At 43.8% G+C, this 19,730-nt stretch carries 18 protein-coding genes and 1 pseudogene; 8 read left to right on the top strand and 11 right to left on the bottom strand.

The window, feature by feature from the left end; all coding sequences use genetic code 11:
• Positions 1-69 precede the first annotated feature (69 nt).
• Positions 70-660, top strand: a complete 591-nt coding sequence (gene ruvC, locus RG47T_RS20140) for a crossover junction endodeoxyribonuclease RuvC (RefSeq protein WP_074491225.1) — start codon at positions 70-72, stop codon at positions 658-660.
• A gap of 75 nt (positions 661-735) precedes the next feature.
• Here ruvC and RG47T_RS20145 read toward each other — a convergent pair whose 3' ends face one another.
• The 3 genes from RG47T_RS20145 to RG47T_RS20155 all read right to left on the bottom strand — a co-directional run bounded on the left by RG47T_RS20145 (position 736) and on the right by RG47T_RS20155 (position 2,885).
• On the bottom strand, positions 736-1,158 hold the full coding sequence (locus RG47T_RS20145) for an HIT family protein (protein WP_074491226.1): 423 nt from the start codon (positions 1,156-1,158) through the stop codon (positions 736-738).
• 103 nt (positions 1,159-1,261) lie between these two features.
• The gene (greA, locus tag RG47T_RS20150; RefSeq protein ID WP_074491227.1) at positions 1,262-1,735 is read right to left on the bottom strand and encodes a transcription elongation factor GreA; all 474 of its coding nucleotides are present in this window, start codon (positions 1,733-1,735) and stop codon (positions 1,262-1,264) included.
• Between the two features lie 214 nt (positions 1,736-1,949).
• Positions 1,950-2,885 carry a 2-hydroxyacid dehydrogenase gene (locus RG47T_RS20155; protein WP_074491228.1) on the bottom strand — a complete coding sequence of 312 codons (936 nt, stop codon included), beginning with the start codon at positions 2,883-2,885 and terminating at the stop codon, positions 1,950-1,952.
• A 240-nt stretch (positions 2,886-3,125) separates the two neighbouring features.
• On the opposite strand from RG47T_RS20155, the gene RG47T_RS20160 reads away from it, so the two are divergent.
• Positions 3,126-4,145, top strand: coding sequence for an aldo/keto reductase (locus tag RG47T_RS20160; RefSeq protein WP_074491229.1), 1,020 nt, complete (start codon positions 3,126-3,128; stop codon positions 4,143-4,145).
• 37 nt (positions 4,146-4,182) lie between these two features.
• Positions 4,183-4,752 (top strand): TetR/AcrR family transcriptional regulator, encoded by a 570-nt coding sequence (locus RG47T_RS20165; protein ID WP_074491230.1) that lies wholly within the window; start codon positions 4,183-4,185, stop codon positions 4,750-4,752.
• 166 nt (positions 4,753-4,918) lie between these two features.
• Here RG47T_RS20165 and RG47T_RS20170 read toward each other — a convergent pair whose 3' ends face one another.
• From RG47T_RS20170 to rsmA, 3 genes are all read right to left on the bottom strand, one after another.
• Positions 4,919-5,164, bottom strand: coding sequence for a hypothetical protein (locus RG47T_RS20170; protein WP_074491231.1), 246 nt, complete (start codon positions 5,162-5,164; stop codon positions 4,919-4,921).
• A 77-nt stretch (positions 5,165-5,241) separates the two neighbouring features.
• Positions 5,242-5,970: a hypothetical protein gene (locus RG47T_RS20175; RefSeq protein WP_074491232.1), complete on the bottom strand. Its 729-nt coding sequence runs from the start codon at positions 5,968-5,970 to the stop codon at positions 5,242-5,244.
• Entirely contained in the window at positions 5,967-6,746 is a 780-nt protein-coding gene (rsmA, locus tag RG47T_RS20180; RefSeq protein WP_074491233.1) for a 16S rRNA (adenine(1518)-N(6)/adenine(1519)-N(6))-dimethyltransferase RsmA, read from the bottom strand. The genes RG47T_RS20175 and rsmA overlap by 4 nt, the downstream gene beginning before the upstream one ends.
• Before the next feature lie 143 nt (positions 6,747-6,889).
• Here rsmA and pdxA point away from each other — a divergent pair, with 143 nt between their 5' ends.
• Both pdxA and RG47T_RS20190 read left to right on the top strand, forming a co-directional pair.
• Positions 6,890-7,945: a 4-hydroxythreonine-4-phosphate dehydrogenase PdxA gene (pdxA, locus tag RG47T_RS20185; protein ID WP_074491234.1), complete on the top strand. Its 1,056-nt coding sequence runs from the start codon at positions 6,890-6,892 to the stop codon at positions 7,943-7,945.
• 94 nt (positions 7,946-8,039) lie between these two features.
• On the top strand, positions 8,040-9,221 hold the full coding sequence (locus tag RG47T_RS20190; protein ID WP_074491235.1) for a DUF5009 domain-containing protein: 1,182 nt from the start codon (positions 8,040-8,042) through the stop codon (positions 9,219-9,221).
• Positions 9,222-9,457: 236 nt separating this feature from the next.
• On the opposite strand, the gene RG47T_RS20195 is transcribed toward RG47T_RS20190, so the two are convergent.
• Together RG47T_RS20195 and RG47T_RS20200 are read right to left on the bottom strand one after the other, a co-directional pair.
• Positions 9,458-9,970, bottom strand: coding sequence for a DinB family protein (locus RG47T_RS20195; protein ID WP_074491236.1), 513 nt, complete (start codon positions 9,968-9,970; stop codon positions 9,458-9,460).
• Between the two features lie 80 nt (positions 9,971-10,050).
• The gene (locus RG47T_RS20200) at positions 10,051-10,557 is read right to left on the bottom strand and encodes a DinB family protein (protein WP_074491237.1); all 507 of its coding nucleotides are present in this window, start codon (positions 10,555-10,557) and stop codon (positions 10,051-10,053) included.
• A gap of 133 nt (positions 10,558-10,690) precedes the next feature.
• Between RG47T_RS20200 and dcp the strand changes: the two genes are divergently transcribed.
• Positions 10,691-12,832 carry a peptidyl-dipeptidase Dcp gene (dcp, locus tag RG47T_RS20205; RefSeq protein ID WP_083627473.1) on the top strand — a complete coding sequence of 714 codons (2,142 nt, stop codon included), beginning with the start codon at positions 10,691-10,693 and terminating at the stop codon, positions 12,830-12,832.
• Between the two features lie 185 nt (positions 12,833-13,017).
• Here dcp and RG47T_RS20210 read toward each other — a convergent pair whose 3' ends face one another.
• The gene (locus tag RG47T_RS20210) at positions 13,018-14,256 is read right to left on the bottom strand and encodes a sensor histidine kinase (protein ID WP_074493614.1); all 1,239 of its coding nucleotides are present in this window, start codon (positions 14,254-14,256) and stop codon (positions 13,018-13,020) included.
• Positions 14,257-14,432: 176 nt separating this feature from the next.
• Between RG47T_RS20210 and gltX the strand changes: the two genes are divergently transcribed.
• Positions 14,433-15,953: a glutamate--tRNA ligase gene (gene gltX, locus RG47T_RS20215; RefSeq protein ID WP_074491239.1), complete on the top strand. Its 1,521-nt coding sequence runs from the start codon at positions 14,433-14,435 to the stop codon at positions 15,951-15,953.
• 255 nt (positions 15,954-16,208) lie between these two features.
• Here the strand turns inward: gltX and RG47T_RS20220 are convergent, their stop codons facing one another.
• Entirely contained in the window at positions 16,209-17,081 is an 873-nt protein-coding gene (locus tag RG47T_RS20220) for a carboxypeptidase-like regulatory domain-containing protein (RefSeq protein WP_074491240.1), read from the bottom strand.
• A gap of 129 nt (positions 17,082-17,210) precedes the next feature.
• Here RG47T_RS20220 and RG47T_RS20225 point away from each other — a divergent pair.
• Positions 17,211-18,262, top strand: a pseudogene (locus tag RG47T_RS20225) (YifB family Mg chelatase-like AAA ATPase); the annotation flags it as partial.
• Here RG47T_RS20225 and RG47T_RS20230 read toward each other — a convergent pair.
• The gene (locus RG47T_RS20230) at positions 18,237-19,727 is read right to left on the bottom strand and encodes a recombinase family protein (protein WP_074491241.1); all 1,491 of its coding nucleotides are present in this window, start codon (positions 19,725-19,727) and stop codon (positions 18,237-18,239) included. The pseudogene RG47T_RS20225 and the gene RG47T_RS20230 sit on opposite strands and share 26 nt — an antisense overlap.
• Positions 19,728-19,730: the final 3 nt, after the last annotated feature.

Consider the following 19,730-nt stretch of genomic DNA (forward strand, 5'->3'; position numbering starts at 1 on the left):
GCACACAGCATATTTTAAACCAGGCAACCGATAACAGACAACCGGCAACAGAATCTTATCTTTACGCCCATGATATTGCCTGTTAATAAAGAGCGGATTATTTTGGGGATCGACCCCGGTACACTAGTAATGGGCTATGGCGTAGTAAAAGAGATAGGTACCAAAACAGAGATGGTAAGTATGGGCATCGTTAAGATCCCGGCGGGCGATGACCACATGATTAAGCTGCAGCGCATCTTTGAAAAAACGGTAGCGCTGATCGATATGTATCACCCCGATACCCTGGCTATCGAAGCTCCTTTTTATGGCAAAAATATACAGGTAATGTTAAAGCTGGGCCGTGCACAGGGCATTTGTATTGCCGCAGCACTGTCGCGCAATATCCCGGTTAATGAGTACGCGCCGCGTAAAATTAAGCAGGCTATTACGGGTAATGGCAACGCCACCAAAGAGCAGGTTGCCGCCATGTTGCAGCAGCTGTTGCAGTTTAAAGAAACGCCCGAATTTTTAGATGCCACCGATGGTTTGGCGGTTGCGGTATGCCACAGTTTCCAGAAAATTACTACCGGCCGGGGCAGCAAGATCAGCTACTCGGGCTGGGAATCGTTTGCTAAAGAGAATAAGGCGCGGGTAAATGCGCCTATTAAATTTAAGAAATAGCTGTAAAGTGAATGGGTATTTAGTTACTTATTTAAGTAATACTAAATAGTGACTTACATGGCACTTACCTACCAGCTATACCCCGTCTTCTTCCTGTATTTCGTTATGTATGGCGGCTTTGATCTTAGCAGCTGTTGCAGCTAATTCCTCATTGCTGAATGACAACTTCGGGCGGGAAAAATCCATATCGCTCACCTTGTTTACAGGGATTAAATGGATGTGCGCATGCGGCACTTCGAGGCCAATTACAGCTACCCCAACTTTGATACAAGGGATGGCTCTTTTAACACCAAGTGCCACAATTTTGGCAAACATTTGCAAGCCGGTATAAGACTCATCATCCAGGTCAAAAATATTGTCGACCTCTACTTTGGGTATCACCAATACATGGCCCTCTGCCAGCGGACTAATATCCAGAAATGCCAAAAACTCTTCGCTCTCGGCAACTTTATGGGCGGGTATCTCGCCGGCTATTATTTTAGAAAAAATGGTGGGCATGTGGTTGTTGAATTATTTGTTATTACGTTAATGAGTGTATTAAGAAAGCCTGGCCTTATTTGTTTTAACAACCACTCAATTAATACACTCAATAACTAAAAATCTACCTGCTTATTTCCAGTATCTCGAATTCCATTTTACCGGCAGGTACGGTAATTTCTATGCACTCACCTACTTTTTTGCCCAGTAAACCTTTGGCAATTGGCGACGCTACAGAAATCTTCCCTGTTTTAATATCGGCTTCGTTTTCAGAAACCAACTGGTAGCTCATGGTAGCACCGTTTTTAACATTCTTAATTTTAACTACCGAAAGCGCAAGCACTTTCGAAGTATCCAGTTTAGATTCATCGAGCAAACGGGCATTGGCCAGCAGCTCTCCTAATTTAGAGATCTTTGCTTCGTGCAATCCCTGGGCTTCTTTGGCTGCATCGTACTCCGCATTTTCAGAAAGGTCACCTTTATCACGCGCCTCTGCTATGGCTGCAGATATCATGGTTCTGCCCTTAGTTTTTAAGTACTGTAATTCTTCCTTTAAATTTTCTAAACCTTCTTTGGTGTAGTATGCAACATCTGCCATAACTCACTATTTATTTTAAAACTACTTCTTAATGTCATTAAATAAAACCGCCCTTCCGGCTTTTACAGTTACGCAAGGGCTTTAAAAGCAAACAAGACTATAACGGCATATTAACCGGCATAGTCTTGTTTGGTGTAAAACGAAGATAAGCGATTTAAATATTAATATCCAAATTTTTTAAATCGCACGCTGTTACACTGTTTTAATCAAACAGTTATTGGTTGGCATATGTTTTTAATTTTTCTACCAGTACCTCGCTAATTTTGCGGTACGAGTCAAATGTCCACCCGGCTATGTGCGGGGTTAGCAATACCTTGCCCGATGTACGCAACTCTTGGTACCAGGGCTGCTCGCCCAGGGCGGGGAATTTCTCCACCTCCAGTACGTCTAGCCCGGCGCCTAAAATTTTACCTTGCTTTATGGCATTTAGTACGGCCTGGGTTTTTACAATGGGGCCGCGGGCGGTATTTAAAAAGAATATCGGCTTGCGGAAATGGAAAAGGTATTCATCATCAACCAAACCCTTAGTCTCCGATGTTAGCGGCACGTGGATGCTCAGCACATCGCTGTGCTTTACAATTTGCTCCATGCTTACCTCGCGGGCAAAACTATCGCTAAAACCGGTTTTATATTTATCAAACGCAATTACATCAACCCCAAAGCCCGATAGCCTGCGGGCAAAGCTGCTGCCCATAAAACCATAACCAATAATACCTACCGTTTTGCCCTTCAACTCGTAACCCCGGTTTGCTTCGCGGCGCCATTGGCCGGCACGCACCTCGGCATCGGCACGGCTAAAGTTATTCATTAGTGATAGCAGCATCCCAATGGCCTGTTCGCCAACGGCATCGCGGTTACCCTCGGGCGCATTAAGCAGGGTGATGCCTTTTTCGCGGGCGTATGGCTCGTCAATATTATCCATACCGGCACCGGCACGGGCTATAAATTTAAGATTAGGGGCGCTGTCGATGATCTCCTTACTCACCTGAAATTTTGAACGGATGGCCAGCCCTTCATATTCGGGCAAAACGGCCAATGCTTCGGGTACGGTAATATGGGGTTGATAATTACAGCTGAAACCCAGTGCTTGGGCACCCTCCATAAAAGCGGGGTGCAAATCATCAACAACGAGGATGGTTCTATTATTCAAGGCGTGTTATTTTACAGAGGGGCAAAAATAGTGGAAACCTTGATAATTAGTGCATAGCACAAAAAAGATGCGAATTTATTGACAGAGTATGCTGCCACGCTGAATACCGCCGCGTATCCACATATTTTAAGTTATATAAATTTTATCCCTTAATAAAGCTATATATTTTTCTTTTCGACAAATTAAGATAATATATTTACAGACCGACAGATTAGTCGGTCTGTAAATATTATCTTAGATATGAAATATAAAATGCTAGGAGATACCGGCTTACTGGTATCGCAATTTTGTCTCGGAACTATGACATTTGGAGATCACCCCATTTTCAAAGACCTCGGCGGTTTAAATCAGGAACAAGCTAACACATTAGTGAAACAGGCTGTCGATGCGGGGATTAACTTTATTGATACAGCAAACGTTTACGCCGCAGGGCGCTCAGAAGAAATTACCGGACAAGCGATTAAAGATTTAGGTATACAGCGGGATTCGTTGGTACTTGCTACCAAAGCGAGGTCAGGTATGGGCCCCGGCCCTAATGACAAAGGCCTGTCACGTAAGCATCTCATGCAGCAGGTAGATGCCAGTCTAAAGCGCCTGGGTACAGATTATATTGATCTTTACCAGATACATTCCTATGATGCACTTACACCCATTGAAGAAACATTGCGTGTAATGGACGACCTGGTGAGGAGTGGAAAAGTGCGTTACATCGGTGCAAGCAATGTGCCTGCATGGCTGCTTTCCCAAGCTTTATCTTATTCAAAGTATAATCATATTGAAAAATTCATTTCATTGCAAGCCTATTATACCATTGCAGGACGGGATCTGGAAAGGGAGCTGATACCATTGTTAGAAGTTCAAAAAGTTGGCTTAATGGTTTGGAGTCCGCTTGCCGGTGGTTTTTTAAGTGGTAAATATTCCCGCTCCGGAGAGTCGGATTCTGGTAGAAGAAATACGGTTAATTTCCCTCCGATAAACCGCGACCGGGCTTTCGATATACTGGATGTGCTACATCCAATGGCAGAATTGAAGGGTGTTACTGTAGCTCAGCTTTCTTTAGCCTGGTTATTACACCAGCCTGTGGTAACCAGTATCATTGTAGGTGCGAAAAAGCCGGAGCAGCTGAGTGATAACTTAAATGCAGCAAATGTAAAGTTGAGCGATGACGAATTAAAACAGCTGGACGAGATCAGCAAGTTACCTGCTGAATATCCGGGTTGGATACTGGAATATACTAAGGCAGATCGTACTTTGTCTTAATTACATTATAATTAAGTTTAATTAACTTTACACCTTGATGAATACTGCGGAAATAACGAAAAAGGAAAAAGTAATTTCCGCTGCTATTGAGCTTGTTGTAGCTAAAGGGTTCAACAAGGTCTCGACCGCAGGTATATCAAAAATCGCCGGAGTTGCTACAGGTACGATGTTCCATCATTTTAACAGTAAAGACGATATTATTATTACGGCCTATAAAACGGTTAAACGTAGTTTTATTGCTCAAACAACTAGTTGCCAAAATGAAAACAATGTAAAGGAAGACTTGCAGTCTATGTGGAATAACCTAATTGAATGGTCATTAAATCATCAGGATCAATTCAGGTACATGCAACAATTTATTAATTCTCCGTATTACAGTAAAGAAATCATGTCACAGGATGATACATGGACGTCTTTATTAGATTGGTGGAAAGCGGCCATTAAAAGCGGGCAAATAAAAGATATCCCCGTTGAATTTCTCATCAAAATATTCAGTACTGTATTATATAGCACAATAGATTTTTTAATATACCACCCTGATAAAAAAGGCGAATACTTAAAATACTCTTTCTTGATGTGCTGGGATATGGTAGGTGTGGCCCGTTAAAACTAACCCATTAAATATTTAACTTATTAAACTAAAGAATCGGAGATTCGGTTCTTTAGTTTAATATATCTATTAAGTTGCCCAACTTAATGAGATTGCCCTACAAGGCACAGCCAGGCTTAGCCACCTTTTTCGGGGCTAGCCAATCTGGTAAACACGTATGGGGTTAATGATTAATTTTAACGCCATACCGGGTTTTAAGATCATGCGATGCATGACCGCGTGAATGAGAGTTTCCGTTTTCGATATCCCTTAAACCCGCTTCGATACTGTTTTTTACAGCATCGGGCAGGTAATGATAAAAGTCGGCGCTGTTGCGCTTTAATACCGCTTTTATCTCACACAATACGTCGGGATCATTTACCTCCAACAGCTGCTTTATCAACTCTAATTTTTCGGCTTGTAGGTCCATATCCAAATATACATAAAAACAAGGCGTTGTTTTTATGTATATTAATGAAATAACAAACTGAATTTTAGCCGATTAATTTACTTCTTCAACACAACCGCGCCTGCCTTTATATAAGGCTTCAGCTGGCTATAGGGTACCAGTAGGGTGCGCTGCGGTTCGTGGTCGTGCGTATCGCGGGGCAAAACATCGTCAGATTTAAAGAGCACGCCTTTGGTGGTAAAAACGTAGTTGCTCATTATCATCTTGGTGGTTAAGGCGTTTAGTGTATTCATCAAATCGTCGTACACCTCTGTTTCAATCTCGTCTTCGGGTTTAAGTTCCTTGTCTGCTTCTATATTTTGCTTTAGTTTTTTCTTATACAATACGGCAAAGTGGTCTGCCCCGGCATCGGTAAGCTCGTTGGTCAATGGGTAAGGTTTACCGGTATGCACATCCAGAGTAAACCATTCCTGGTAGCTATCCGGGTGGTCGCCCATGGTATCGTAATAAAGCATAATAGATATGACGTTATCATTGGCAAGAGCAATGTCGTAATATAAACTGATAATGCCGCATCCGCAGCCATTATATTTGGCAGCAAGCTCTTCTATTTTATCGCCATTAAATATGTTTTTGTCTGATAGCGCCTCTTTAAGGGCGGGGTATTGCTCTGATACTACCGGGACGTGCAAACTATCCTTTTGGTCCTTATAATTCAGATAAACAATTTTGGTACCTGTGATGATCTTGTTATTTGGCTTACCACTCTGTGCCCGGCAAAAAATGGAGGCCAGGCAAAACGTAATTAATAACAAGCGGTTTTTCATCTGTTGGCGGTAATCATATTGGTTAAGTCTACAAAATTGGTAACAGTTAACCGTTCGGCACGCAGATCCAGCAATGGCTCTTCGGTCATTTTTTCTTTGTTGATCAATGATGATAATGCGTTGCGCAATGTTTTCCTCCGTTGGTTAAAGCCTGCCTTTACCACCTGCCAAAATAGTTTCTCATCACAATTAAGCGTGGCAACCTCGTTACGGGTTAGCCTGATTACGCCCGATAAAACTTTAGGCGGCGGGTTAAATGCCCCGGCTTTTACCGTAAACAAATATTCTACCTTATAATAAGCCTGCAAAAACACGCTTAGTATGCCATACTCTTTACTACCCGGTTTAGAGGCACAGCGTTCGGCTACTTCTTTTTGAAACATGCCCACTACCTCAACAACCTGGTGGCGGTTATCCAGCACCTTAAACAGTATTTGCGACGATATATTGTAAGGGAAATTACCAATTATGGCAAAATCATTTTTAAATATCGTGCCGAAATCCATCTCCAGGAAATCGGCATTAATAATGCGCGATGCCGCTGTTGGGTATTGTTTCAGCAGAAAATCGTACGACTCGGTATCGATATCAATAAGATAGGTTTCGTATGCTGTTTGTTGCAGTAATACATCAGACAGGATACCCATACCCGGGCCTACTTCCAGTACCTGTGTGTAACCACGCGTTGGATTTAATCCGTTTACGATACGGGTTGCAATGTTTTTATCAGTCAGAAAGTGCTGACCCAGGTGCTTTTTGGCTCTGACCAATGACATACTCGAGTGGTTATTTGAGGCAAAGTACGGCATATTTAAGCTTTTGTAGTTAATATTGCCGTTAAAATCTTTTATTTGTAGTTGATAAAGTGGTAACTCTTTAACGGCGTAACTACAAAACTATCGGTGTAATTCTGTAAGTAATGAGCGAAAAAATAAAAATAGGTATCAGTATTGGTGATGTAAACGGCATAGGGCTCGAGGTAATTATTAAAACTTTGGCCGATGCACGCGTTTTTGATTATTGTACACCTATTGTTTACGGGCATACTAAAGTGGCTTCATTTCACCGCCGCCTTAGCAATGTGCACGATATGAATTTTAACGTCATCAGCAGTGCATCACAAGCTGTACCCAAAAAGGCAAACATGATTAACTGCTGGGAAGAGGATGTGAAGATAGAAGTTGGCGTTAACAACGAAACTGGTGGCAAATACGCTTTTTTATCATTGCAAAAAGCAACCGACGATTTAGTGAATGGCGAGATTGACGCGCTGGTTACTGCGCCTATTAATAAAGAGAACATCCAGAACGATAACTTTAAATTTCCGGGCCATACCGAATATTTACAGGAGCGCGATAATGCGGCCGAATCATTAATGTTTTTGGTGAGCGATACCCTGCGCGTTGGCGTGGTTACCGGGCACATACCAGTAAGTAAAATTGCCGAAAGCATTACAGTTGAAAAAATACTGGCCAAACTGAAGCTGATGAATGCTTCGCTGCAAACAGATTTCTGGATTCGTAAACCTAAAATTGCCGTGCTGGGCTTAAACCCGCACGCAGGCGATAACGGGCTGATTGGTACCGAAGAGCAAACCGTTATTATACCGGCTATTGAAGAAGCCCGCGCCAATGATATCCTGGCTTTTGGCCCCTACCCTGCCGACGGCTTTTTTGCCAACGGAACCTATATGCAGTTTGATGCCGTACTGGCCATGTACCACGACCAGGGCTTAATTCCGTTTAAAACCATCGCTTTCGAATCGGGCGTTAACTATACCGCCGGATTAAAATTTGTACGTACCTCGCCCGATCATGGCACCGCTTATGATATTGCAGGTAAAAATATGGCATCAGAAATATCTTTCCGCGAAGCTTTATTTACAGCCATCCATATTGTTAAACACAGGCAGGAAACAGCCGAGCTTAACGAAAATCCATTGAAGTTTACTAAGCTAAGCCGCGACCGGGATTAACTGCCCCGATTGTTTTTTAACTTACAACATACAGTTTTAATGTAAAACTGCGTTTACATTAAAACAAACATACCCGTTAACATCTATCTACCTAATGAATAATGTTTACAACCGGGTAAGGTCAATAGATGCGTTCCGCGCAGTAACGATGTTCCTGATGATCTTTGTTAATGATCTGGACGGAATACCCAAGGTGCCCAGCTGGCTAAAACACGCCGGCGATAACGTTGATGCACTTGGCCTTGCCGATACTATTTTCCCAGCCTTTTTATTTATAGTAGGCTTATCAATCCCTTTCGCTTTCGAAAAGCGGATGAAACAGGGCGATACAAAAATTCCGCTGCGCATAATTACCCGCTCATTTGCCCTGATACTTATTGGCTTTTACCATGCCAATATGGAAACCTATAATGAAGCCACTGCCCTGCTGCCCCAGCCTGTTTGGGAAAGCCTGCTTACCATTAGTTTTTTCTTTATTTTTCTTGATTATAGTGAAATCACGCCCTTTAGGCGCTACTTATACCAGGGCTTCGGTATTGTGCTGCTTATTGTAATGTCGCTGCTGTACAAAACTACAGACCCGGGCCAAACCTGGCTGCATTTAACCTGGTGGGGTATATTGGGGTTAATTGGCTGGTCGTACCTGCTGTGCAGTCTTATCTACTACTATTCGGGCGGGGCGCTCTGGATCCAGGCTGCGGCATGGATCTTCTTCCTGTTCTTTAACCTCGACTTCCATTTCGGTATGCTCAACTTTTTAAGCGGCGTGCAAAAATATGCCTGGTTAGCCGGCAACGGTGCTATGCAGGCCTTTACCATGGCCGGCATCTTTGTTTCTGTGATGTATATCCGCCTTAAGCAAAGTGAGGATATTAAGCTGCTTTGGGCAGGCATCATTTTGCTGGCTGTTATTCTTTTTAACCTCGGTTTTATTGTACGTTTCTTTAGCGGAGGCATCTCTAAAGCGCACGATACACCATCGTGGGTGCTCATCTGCACGGGCATCAGCCTGGTAGTATATGCCTTTTTTGCCTTTGTGGTAGATTTTAAGCACCAGTACAATTGGGTAAAAATTATAGAGCCCGCAGGCAAGCAAACCTTTACCTGTTACCTGGTGCCGTTTATATTTTATCCCATTTACCAGATGACCAACCTGGGCTACCCCGAATACCTTAGCGAAGGTATAGGCGGGCTGATCAAATGCCTGGTATTCTCCTTCCTGATGATCTGGCTTGCCGGGTTGCTGAATAAGATTGGGATCAGGTTAAAGATCTGAGTTTGGGTTGATTGGTGAGTAAGTGATTTATTTAATTGCAGTCGCTCGGCTCGTTCGCTGCCGCAAGCGTCCCGCTTGTGGCACACCTGCTAAGTAGTTAACATAATTATTATACGACTCCACAAGCGGGACGCTTGCGGCAGCAAAAGGGGAACTACAACTGCTAACTTCGGCCAGAGGCCGTAAAATATCTGTCACTCGGCCAGAGCCGAGCGACTGGTTAATGTTTTTATTTTTTACAAATACCTTTCCCGCAACACATTTAAATGATGCAGCTCATGCCCGGCCATGGTGTACAATAATGCCCGTATAGTAATGGTATAACCGGTGGCATTACCCCTCACAGCAATTTCTTCGGGAGTTAAATTATTAATGAGGTATAAGTTACCGGCACGTACGGTTTTAAATTCATCGGCCAGGCTCTCCAGGGTTCTGCTATTAGAGTGTGAAGTTTCTTCGTAGGCATTTTGGTCAAAACCAGGCATCTTTTGTGTTTCGCCACGGGCGAAACATAACAAACGATAGGCGAAAATCCGCTCGGTATCAATCATGTGGTTTAATGCCTGCTTAACAGTCCACTTGCCTTCGGCATAGGCGTAGTCTCCCTTTTCGGCCGGTAGCTGCATAAAAAATTGATACGTGCTATCTTTTAGCTTGTTCAGCAGTTCAATAACATCACCATAATTACTGGCCAGTTTTACATAACCGGCCTGCATGGTAGCATATTCATTTGGTTCTGGAGCATTCATCTTTGAAAGTATTATTGATCTTTCAAAGATAGCTTAATTTGTTGCAGCCAAACTTCAGCCGGCTACTCTCCACTCTGCTGCTATAAATACCGGTCGCGTAAAATACCCAGGTGGTGCAGTTCGTGCCCGGCTATAATGTACAGCAATCCGTTTACGGTCATAAAATAACCATTGGCACTGCCTGTTAGTGTAAATTGCTCGGGGGTAAGGCTATTAAAAAGATACATATTGGCTTCGCGGGTGGCTTTAAACTCATCGGCCAGGCTTTTAAGGCTCCGGCTTTCATAATCAAATGCCGCTACATACTCTTCCTGGTTAAAGCTGGGCAGCTCTTTCTGTTCCTGGCGGGAGAAGCAAAGCAGCCGGTAAGCAAAGATGCGTTCACTATCAATCATGTGGCCCAATACCTGCTTAACGGTCCACTTACCTTCGGCATAAGCAAAGCTTGCCTTACCGCGCGGTATCTGGATCAAAAACTCGTATGTGCTGTCTTTTAGCTTATCCAGCAGTTTCACAATATCGCCGCGGTTGCTGGCTGCTTGTACATACTCTGCCTGCATGGGCGCGTATTCATGGTAAGGGTGCATTCATATAGTGATTGTGACAATTGCTTTATACCATCAAATATAAATTATAATTTTATCGGCGCGATGCTTTCTATGCAATATTGAATAAATAAGCGCGTCTCTTAATTTACCAGTTAACAACTTAATACAAAATATGAACCTGAAAAAACTTTCCTGCCTGCCTGCACTCGCATTGCTTGCAGTAACAGGAGTATCCTGCAAACACTTAAGTACTGCAGGTGCAGATAACGGCGAAGCAACCAATCCCTTTTTTGAGGCGAGTAAACTATCCCTGCAAGCACCAGATTTTACCAGGATAAAAGATAGCGATTACCAGCCGGCTTTAGAAGAAGGCATGAAACAGCAACAAGCCGAAATAAGCAAAATTGCCGATAACACCGAAGCCCCTACTTTTGAAAACACCCTGGTAGCCATGGAAAAAAGCGGCCAGCTCTTAAATCGTGTAAATGGCGTTTTTAACCTGGTAACCAGCGCCAACACCAACCCGAGCCTGCAAAAGGTACAGGAAGAAGAAGCGCCCAAAATGGCAGCCAATAACGATGCGATATTTTTAAACACCAAACTGTTTAAACGGGTACAGGCCATTTACCAAAAACGTGATGAGCTAAAACTAGACCCGGAATCGAAACGCTTGGTTGAATATTACGAACAGAAATTTGAACTGGCCGGAGCCAACCTTTCTGACGGCGCAAAGGACACGCTAAAGAAATACAACCAGGAAGAAGCTGGCCTGAGCGCCAAATTTACCAACATGGTACTGGCTGCAAATAAAGCAGGTGCCCTGTTAATAACCGACAAAGCAGAACTTGCCGGGCTGTCTGACGCCGAGATACAGGCAGCGGCTGATAATGCCAAGGCTGCCAAGCAAGATGGCAAATGGTTGTTATCCTTACAAAACACTACGCAGCAGCCGTTATTACAATCGTTAAGCAACCGTGCTACCCGCCAGAAACTATTTGAGGCCTCATATAACCGTGCCGAAAAAGGCGACGCCAATGATACCCGCAAAACCATTGCCCGCATTGCCGAGCTACATGCTTTGGCTGCCAAATTATTAGGCTTTAAAAGCTATGCCGACTGGAAGCTGCGCGATCAGATGGCCCAAAGCCCCGAAGCGGTTGAACAATTCTTAGGCAAATTGATTCCGGCTGCTACGGCCAAAGCAAAAGTTGAAGCAGCCGATATACAGGCGGTGATAGACCAACAAAAGGGCGGCTTTAAACTAGCCCCGTGGGACTGGAACTACTATGCCGAGCAAGTACGCAAAGCCAAATACGATTTGGACGAAGACCAGATTAAACCATACTTCGAGCTGGATAAGGTTTTAAAAGATGGTGTGTTTTATGCTGCTAACCGGCTTTACGGCTTAACCTTTAAAGAGCGCAAGGATCTGCCCGTTTACCAGCCCGATGTACGCGTATTTGATGTTTTCGACAAAGACGGCAGCCAGCTGGGTATTTTCTATTGCGATTATTTTAAACGCGATAACAAGAACGGTGGCGCATGGATGAGCAACATTGTAGGCCAATCGAAATTACTGAACCAAAAACCGGTAATTTATAACGTTTGCAACTTTACCAAGCCAGCCGCAGGCAAACCGGCATTAATTAGCGCAGATGACGCTAAAACTATGTTCCACGAGTTTGGGCATGGCTTGCATGGCTTATTTGCCAATCAGCAGTACCCAACCTTGGCCAGCCCTAATACCGCGCGCGATTATGTGGAATTTCCATCGCAGTTTAACGAACACTGGATGATGGACCCTAAAGTATTTGCACACTTTGCCGTGCATTACCAAACCGGCGCACCTATGCCGCAAGCATTGGTTGACAAAATTAAAAAAGCAGGCACCTTTAACCAGGGATATGCTTTAACCGAAGCCCTGGGCGGCGATGCCATCGATATGGCCTGGAACACATTGGGCGCAGATAACGCCAAACAAGATGTAGATAAATTTGAAGCTACCTCGCTGCAAAAAGCCGGGCTTAATTTATCAGAAGTTCCGCCGCGTTACCGGTCTAGCTATTTTCTACACATCTGGTCTAACGGTTATGCTGCAGGTTACTACGCCTACGCATGGACCGAAATGTTGGATGACGATGCCTTCTCCTGGTTCCAGGAAAACGGTGGTTTAACGCGAGCCAACGGTCAGCGTTTCCGCGATATGATCCTGTCTAAAGGCAACACCGAAAACTATGGTGATATGTTCAAAGCCTTCCGCGGCCACAACCCGGACATTAAGCCGATGCTGGTTAGTAGAGGGTTAGTGAAATAGATCTAATCGTATTATAAAATCAAAGAGGGCGGCATTATCAAATGTCGCCCTCTTTGATTTTATACTCTACTCCCGTCATGCTGAACTTGTTTCAGCATCCCACATGCTAAGTATGAACCATAATAAGTCTGCTACCTGTCCCGTGAGATGCTGAAACAAGTTCAGCATGACGGGAATAGAGTAAATTACGCTATTACCGGCTCTTCTACTTCCTTGGTCATGCTCTTCAACACAATGCGGAAGGTGGTGCCTTTACCTAGTTCAGAGTCGCGCACAAAGATTTGGCCGTTATGGTAGTTAACCACCATCCGCTTGGTAAGCGAGAGGCCTAAGCCCCATCCGCGTTTACGGGTGGTGTAGCCGGGTTTAAATACGGTTTCGAACTTGGTTCTGGGGATGCCTTTGCCTGTATCGGTTACATCAATATAAACCTGTGTTTTGGCTTTACTCTCCGATATCTCTACCTTAATGCTCCCGGTGCCTTCTATGGCATTAACGGCATTTTTAAGCAGGTTTTCAATTACCCAGTCAAACAGCGGCACGTTGAGCCCGGCCATTAGATTTTGATTACCGGCCATTTCAAAGGTGATCTTATTACTCACCCGTACCCTGAAATAATCTACAAAGTCTTTAACAACCTCATAAACCGAGTGGATTTCCAGTACCGGTTTCGAGCCAATTTTAGAGAAACGATCGGCCACAATTTCCAATCGCTTCACGTCGTTCTCCATTTCGGCAATCAGCGGGTCGTCTTCGGCATTAAACTTATCCTTCATCAGCTCAATCCAGGCCATTAATGAGGAGATGGGCGTACCCAACTGGTGGGCTGTCTCTTTAGCCAAACCAACCCAAACCTGGTTTTGCTCAGACTTGCGCGATGAGTTAAATGCCGTATAAGCTATCAATAAAAATATGGCAATTACTGTAAGTTGTATATAAGGAAATATGCGCAACTGGGTAAGCAGCAACGAATCTTTATAGTAAACCAGCCAGTAATTGTTATGAAAAATAACAATTTTAATAGGCGCATGCTGGGCTTTCATGGCTGCCAGCTCGTCTTTAAAATACTTGGGATCGTACTTGGGAAGCTTTTTATCCTTAATAAATCCGGCCGAGGATACCTCCTGGATAAAGGTCTTGGTGGTATCAAGCCCTTTCGATAATTTAAAATCACCTTTCTCATCTACAATAATGGCCGGTACAGATAGGCTATCCCTAACCGAAAATACGTAGTTCAGAAAATCGTTATCATCCGAAGAAAAAACCTGTTTCATACTCTGCGCCCATACCTGGGCACGCGTACGTTCTGATTTTACCAGGTTCCTAACCAAATAATTGGTGTACAACAATGATCCGCTGGCAATAACCACAGCAAATGCAAGCAATAAGTATTTCCAGCGTTTTCTTTGTTCGTAGGGGTTCACCATATCTATATTTCAAATTACGTAAAAATATTTTGTAGTCCGAAAGTGAGTTAGACCGCAAGTCCGAAAGTATCTTTAACGTAGATTTTATTCTTTTTGCCTACTTCTTGTCAAAAAATCTTATGGACTTCCCGACTTACGGACTTCCCGACTCATTTCCTATCTTTGCGCCCGATATGAGTGACCAGAAAGTAAGGGTGCGTTTTGCACCAAGCCCAACCGGTGGTTTACACCTTGGCGGTGTACGCACCGTGCTGTTTAACTACCTGTTTGCAAAGCAGCACAACGGTACTTTTGTTTTACGGATTGAGGATACCGACCAAACCCGCTACGTTGAGGGTGCCGAGCAATATATTTTAGATTGCCTTAAATGGTGCGGCTTGCACCCCGATGAAAGCCCTGTTACCGGCGGCCCATTTGCCCCGTATCGCCAAAGCGAACGCAAAGCGCTTTACCGCGAATATGCCGAACGCCTGGTAGCACAAGGTCATGCTTACTATGCCTTTGATACCCCGGCCGAGCTGGAACAAAAACGTAAAGAGATCCCTAACTTTCAATACGGACTGGCGCATCGTAACGAAATGCGCAACTCTGTTTCTTTAAGCGAGCACGAGGTTGATGCCCTGTTGGATGCCCATGCCCCGCATGTGATCCGCATTAAAATACCCGAAGACGAGCAAATCAGCTTTAATGATATGATCCGCGGTGCGGTAAGCTTTGATACCAACTTGGTTGATGATAAAGTATTACTAAAAGCCGATGGTATGCCGACTTATCACTTAGCCGTGGTGGTCGACGATTTTCTGATGAAGATTACCCATGCTTTCCGCGGCGAGGAATGGTTGCCAAGCGCACCCGTACACTTACTGCTTTGGAAATACCTGGGCTGGCAAGCGCAAATGCCCCAATGGGCACACTTGCCTTTAATATTAAAACCCGATGGCCACGGCAAACTGAGCAAACGCGATGGCGCACGCTTAGGTTTCCCGGTTTATGCTATGAACTGGTACGATGCAAAATCGGACGAATTAACCCCGGGTTTCCGCGAATTAGGCTTTTTGCCCGAAGCATTTATTAACCTCCTGGGAACCCTGGGCTGGAATGATGGTACCGACCAGGAGTTGTTTACGATAGACGAACTGATCGAAAAATTCTCGATAGACCGCGTAAGCAAAGCCGGTGCAAAATTCGATTTCGAAAAAGCGAAATGGTTCAATGCCGAGTGGATAAAGCGCAGCTCTGCCGAAAGTTTAGCACCCAAAGTTAAAACGGTATTGGAAGATAAAGGCATTATCGTAACCGATGATGCTTACTTATTAACCGTAATTGACACCATTAAAGATCGCGTTGTTTTACTGCCCGATTTTTACCAGCAGTCGGCCTACTTTTTTGCCGTACCTGCCGAGTACGACATCAACTCCGTAAAACCAAAATGGACCGACGCTAAAACCGATTTCTTTAACGCATTAGCAGAAACTTATAAAGCCGCCCCCATTTGGCAACCCGCCGAACTGGAAGCCACCTTTAAAGCATTGGCCGAAGAAAAAGCACTGAAGATTGGCGATGTGATGCTGCCTCTCCGTATTATGCTGGTGGGTGGTAAATTTGGCCCCCATGTGTATGATATTGCTACGCTGCTGGGGCAAGATGAAACGGTGAAAAGGATTGGATTGGCTTTGGAAGCTTTTACAGCATAGGCTTCAGAAGTAAGATACAAGAACCAGGAAACAAGATATTAAAAGCGGCGATGAGCCGCTTTTTTTGTTATTTGATCCCCTTATTGCTATCGCAAGTTTTCAACTTGTGACGAATTATGTGTCAACATTTCACCTTACGTAAGGAAGCTTAACAAGTACATATCACAAGTACGCTACGCTAAACTGCGATATCGGGGGCCTGACCTTGCTGTAGCACGCTTAACTTACGAGAACTGTGGCTTACACATTATCGTACTATTCTTTAAAACAATCAGCAGTTACATTTAAACTTAAATAACCCCCTATTTTCAACCAACCCGATTGGCTTTTATCCCGAAACAAAATTGATTTCGAGGATGACGGTACCGCCGAGATATTAAACGACTTCTTTGCAGGGTCGTCGCCCGGTTCACTTTTTAGCCATTGAATGGTTATGGCCACCTGGTCTAATCCTTTTAAATAGATCTGGTATTTGCTCAGGTCCACATTTACCCATTGCTGCCTCATCTGTTCTACATCAAACAATATATCGTCTTTAATAATCAGGGTGTCCGGCAGATTGTCCTTAACGCTGTAGATATTTAGCCGGAACTTCACATTTTTGAAATGATTAAATACCACATGCATATTGAAAGTCTGCAGCTCACAGTTTTTATCCATTTCCATCACCGTCCCAATTTCTTTTCCAAGTTCATCGCTGGTATGGTTTCTTTCTGAGATCATCCGGGTGCTCATAAAAGCCGAGCTGCCGGTACGGCCGAAAGTTTTTGTTTTAAATTTGAGGGGCTTAACTGTTATTTCATTCAGCAAAAAAGAAACCTGGCTTAATTTAATTATTTGAGGCTCATTATTTAGCCCGCTATATGCAAGGTTAGCTACCTGGTAACCCACAGAAGATACCAGGATCTGGTCGTTCTGGTTAATACTGTCTGTTGGTATTTGAAAGTTAAAGTGCCCGCTTTCGTCTGCCACGGTGCCAAAACTTTTGTTCTTAACGCCAATGGTGGCAAAAGGTATTGGCTTGTCGTTTTTAGCATCTATTACTGTTCCCCGAAGTTTAATCTGCGCAACTGAAGTGAAGCCGAATGGCAAAATTAATAAGCAAATAATATACAGGATTTTTTTCATATTGGCTTAGGTATAGAGGTTATAGTAGCAGTACGATATTTGTTAAAAAATTACAGGCTAAGCTAACTAAATGCTTTTAAGTTTATACTTTTTTTCAGGTATATTGGCTTCCTTAAATCTTATATCACCTTGTTAGTTAAAACCTTTGGCAGCGCTGTTTACGGTATCGAAGCCACCACCATTACCGTTGAAGTTAACATTGCTGCCGGTACCAAATTTTTCATAGTCGGCTTGCCCGATAATGCCATTAAGGAAAGTTATTACCGGATAGAATCGGCCCTTAAAAACTGCAATTACCGCATGCCGCGCCAGCAGGTGGTGGTTAACATGGCCCCGGCAGATATCCGTAAAGAAGGTTCGGCTTATGATCTCACCATTGCCACGGCAGTGATGGCCGCATCGGGCCAGGTAGAGGTTGAAGAACTCGATAAGTACATTATTATGGGTGAGCTATCGCTGGATGGCACGCTACAACCTATAAAAGGTGCACTGCCCATTGCCATACAGGCCCGCAAGGAGGGCTTTAAAGGATTCATCCTCCCTAAACAAAATGCCCGCGAGGCGGCCATTGTAAATGACCTTACCGTTTACGGTGTAGAAAGCATCAAACAACTAGTCGACTTTTTTAACGGCGACCTTAAACTGGAACCCGAAATAGTAAACACCCGCGACGAATTTTATAACAGCCTCAGTAATTACGATAGCGATTTTAGCGAAGTAAAAGGCCAGGAAAATATTAAACGCGCCTTAGAAATTGCCGCAGCAGGCGACACAATGTGATATTGATCGGCCCGCCGGGGGCAGGTAAAACTATGCTGGCGCGGAGGCTGCCTTCTATATTGCCACCGCTGAGTTTGCTCGAAGCTTTAGAAACCACCAAGATCCATTCTGTAGCCGGTAAGCTTTCTGTTGCCGATGCATTGGTAACGGTACGGCCATTCCGCTCGCCCCATCATACCATATCAGACGTTGCCCTGGTAGGCGGCGGTACCAATCCGCAGCCGGGCGAAATTTCGCTGGCCCATAACGGTGTATTGTTTTTAGATGAGTTACCCGAGTTTAAACGCAGCGTACTGGAAGTAATGCGCCAGCCGCTGGAAGAGCGCCGCATATCCATTTCGCGCGCCAAGTTTACGGTAGACTATCCATCCAGCTTTATGCTGGTGGCCAGTATGAACCCCTGAAGTTGCGTTGACTTGTTTGCGCAGACCCAGGAAGGTATGCAAGTGCAATATTAATTGAATCCTCTCCTATAGTAATATGCTCAGTTACTGTTTCTGCAATCGCTCTTTTTTGAGAAAATGCCATATCTGTCCACTCTGTATATAAAGATTTAGCTTCATTTAGCACAAAATCACTTGACTTCAACTGTATACGCCTAAAGTCTATTTCAGCCTCTAATACTGGTATTGATTCATCAAGTTGAGTAACCTGTATTTCATAAGGCTTATATAAATTGGCAAAGTGATCTTTATTTAAATCTTCGTTCAGTCTAAGATTCACCAAGTCGTCCATTTTCTTGCGAAGTTGCGCCCGTTTCTTAACCGCTGACGAAAGTAGATCTTCTTGTTTACTTATTTCAGCTTCAATTTCCTCTAGAAACAACTGAGGGGTTATTCCACCGAGATATTGTTTTAAGTGATGTTGGTAAATCTCGTTCATTACCGCCTCATCAATGCTGTTTTTACAGACCTTACAGGTAAACTTCTTTGCTGTGCTAAAAATATACATTGGTTTACCACAATGACATTTGACTATACCAGCAAGAAGATATTCAGAAGTCCTACCAATTTTGGTTCGCTTCTGCCTTTGTTCGTCAAGAATAGCATTACATTCCTGCCATAATTGTTGGTTAATTATAGCGGGGCATGGAACCTGAATCCATTCATCTTCAGGTTTTACTTTCCATTGTTTTCCATCACCTGTGCTTTTAGTATAATTAGCGAGGCGCACACCCTTCGCTGTTGTATCTCGAAGAAGACGATCCACAGTAGTGTCGGAAAAGTACGCCCCGTTACGGGTTCGATACCCTAAAGAGTTTAATTTCTCGGCAGTCGTCTTTTTCCTTTGACACTCGATAAAAATTTCATACATAAGTTTACGTATCGGTGCTTCTTTATCATCTACTATCAATTGTTTATTATCCCATTTGTATCCGAAGCTTGCTTGCCCACCAAGAGGTTTCCCCATTTCTGCCCTGATAGGTACAGATGCAGCAACTCTACTAGAAATTTCCTCCCGTTCCCATTGGGCCATTGCTGAGATTATGGTAAAAAATAATCTACCCGCTGGGGTACTCGTATCTATTTGTTCAGCCAACGAGATCAAATCAGCTCCTTCAAGCCTGAAAATTTCAGCAAACTCTAATAATTCCTTCGTGTTGCGCGCCAATCGTGCCAGTTTGGAAAATACCAAACCTGATATGTGTCCCCTTCTGATGTCTTTAAGCATTCGCAGTGTTTCTGGATGCTCCATTACCGTTTTGCCAGATATGGCGTCAAGTCTGTATACTTCTGCAACATGCCAATCTTTTGATTTGACATAATACCTTGCCCGTTGTTCATGATGTTCAGGACTTTCATCCTTTACTTGATAATCCGTCGAAACTCTTATCCAAATACCAACTCTCTTTTGCTCCGTTTTCATTTC

Origin of the sequence: Mucilaginibacter polytrichastri, from assembly GCF_001911425.1 — a bacterium.
GTDB lineage: Bacteria > Bacteroidota > Bacteroidia > Sphingobacteriales > Sphingobacteriaceae > Mucilaginibacter > Mucilaginibacter polytrichastri.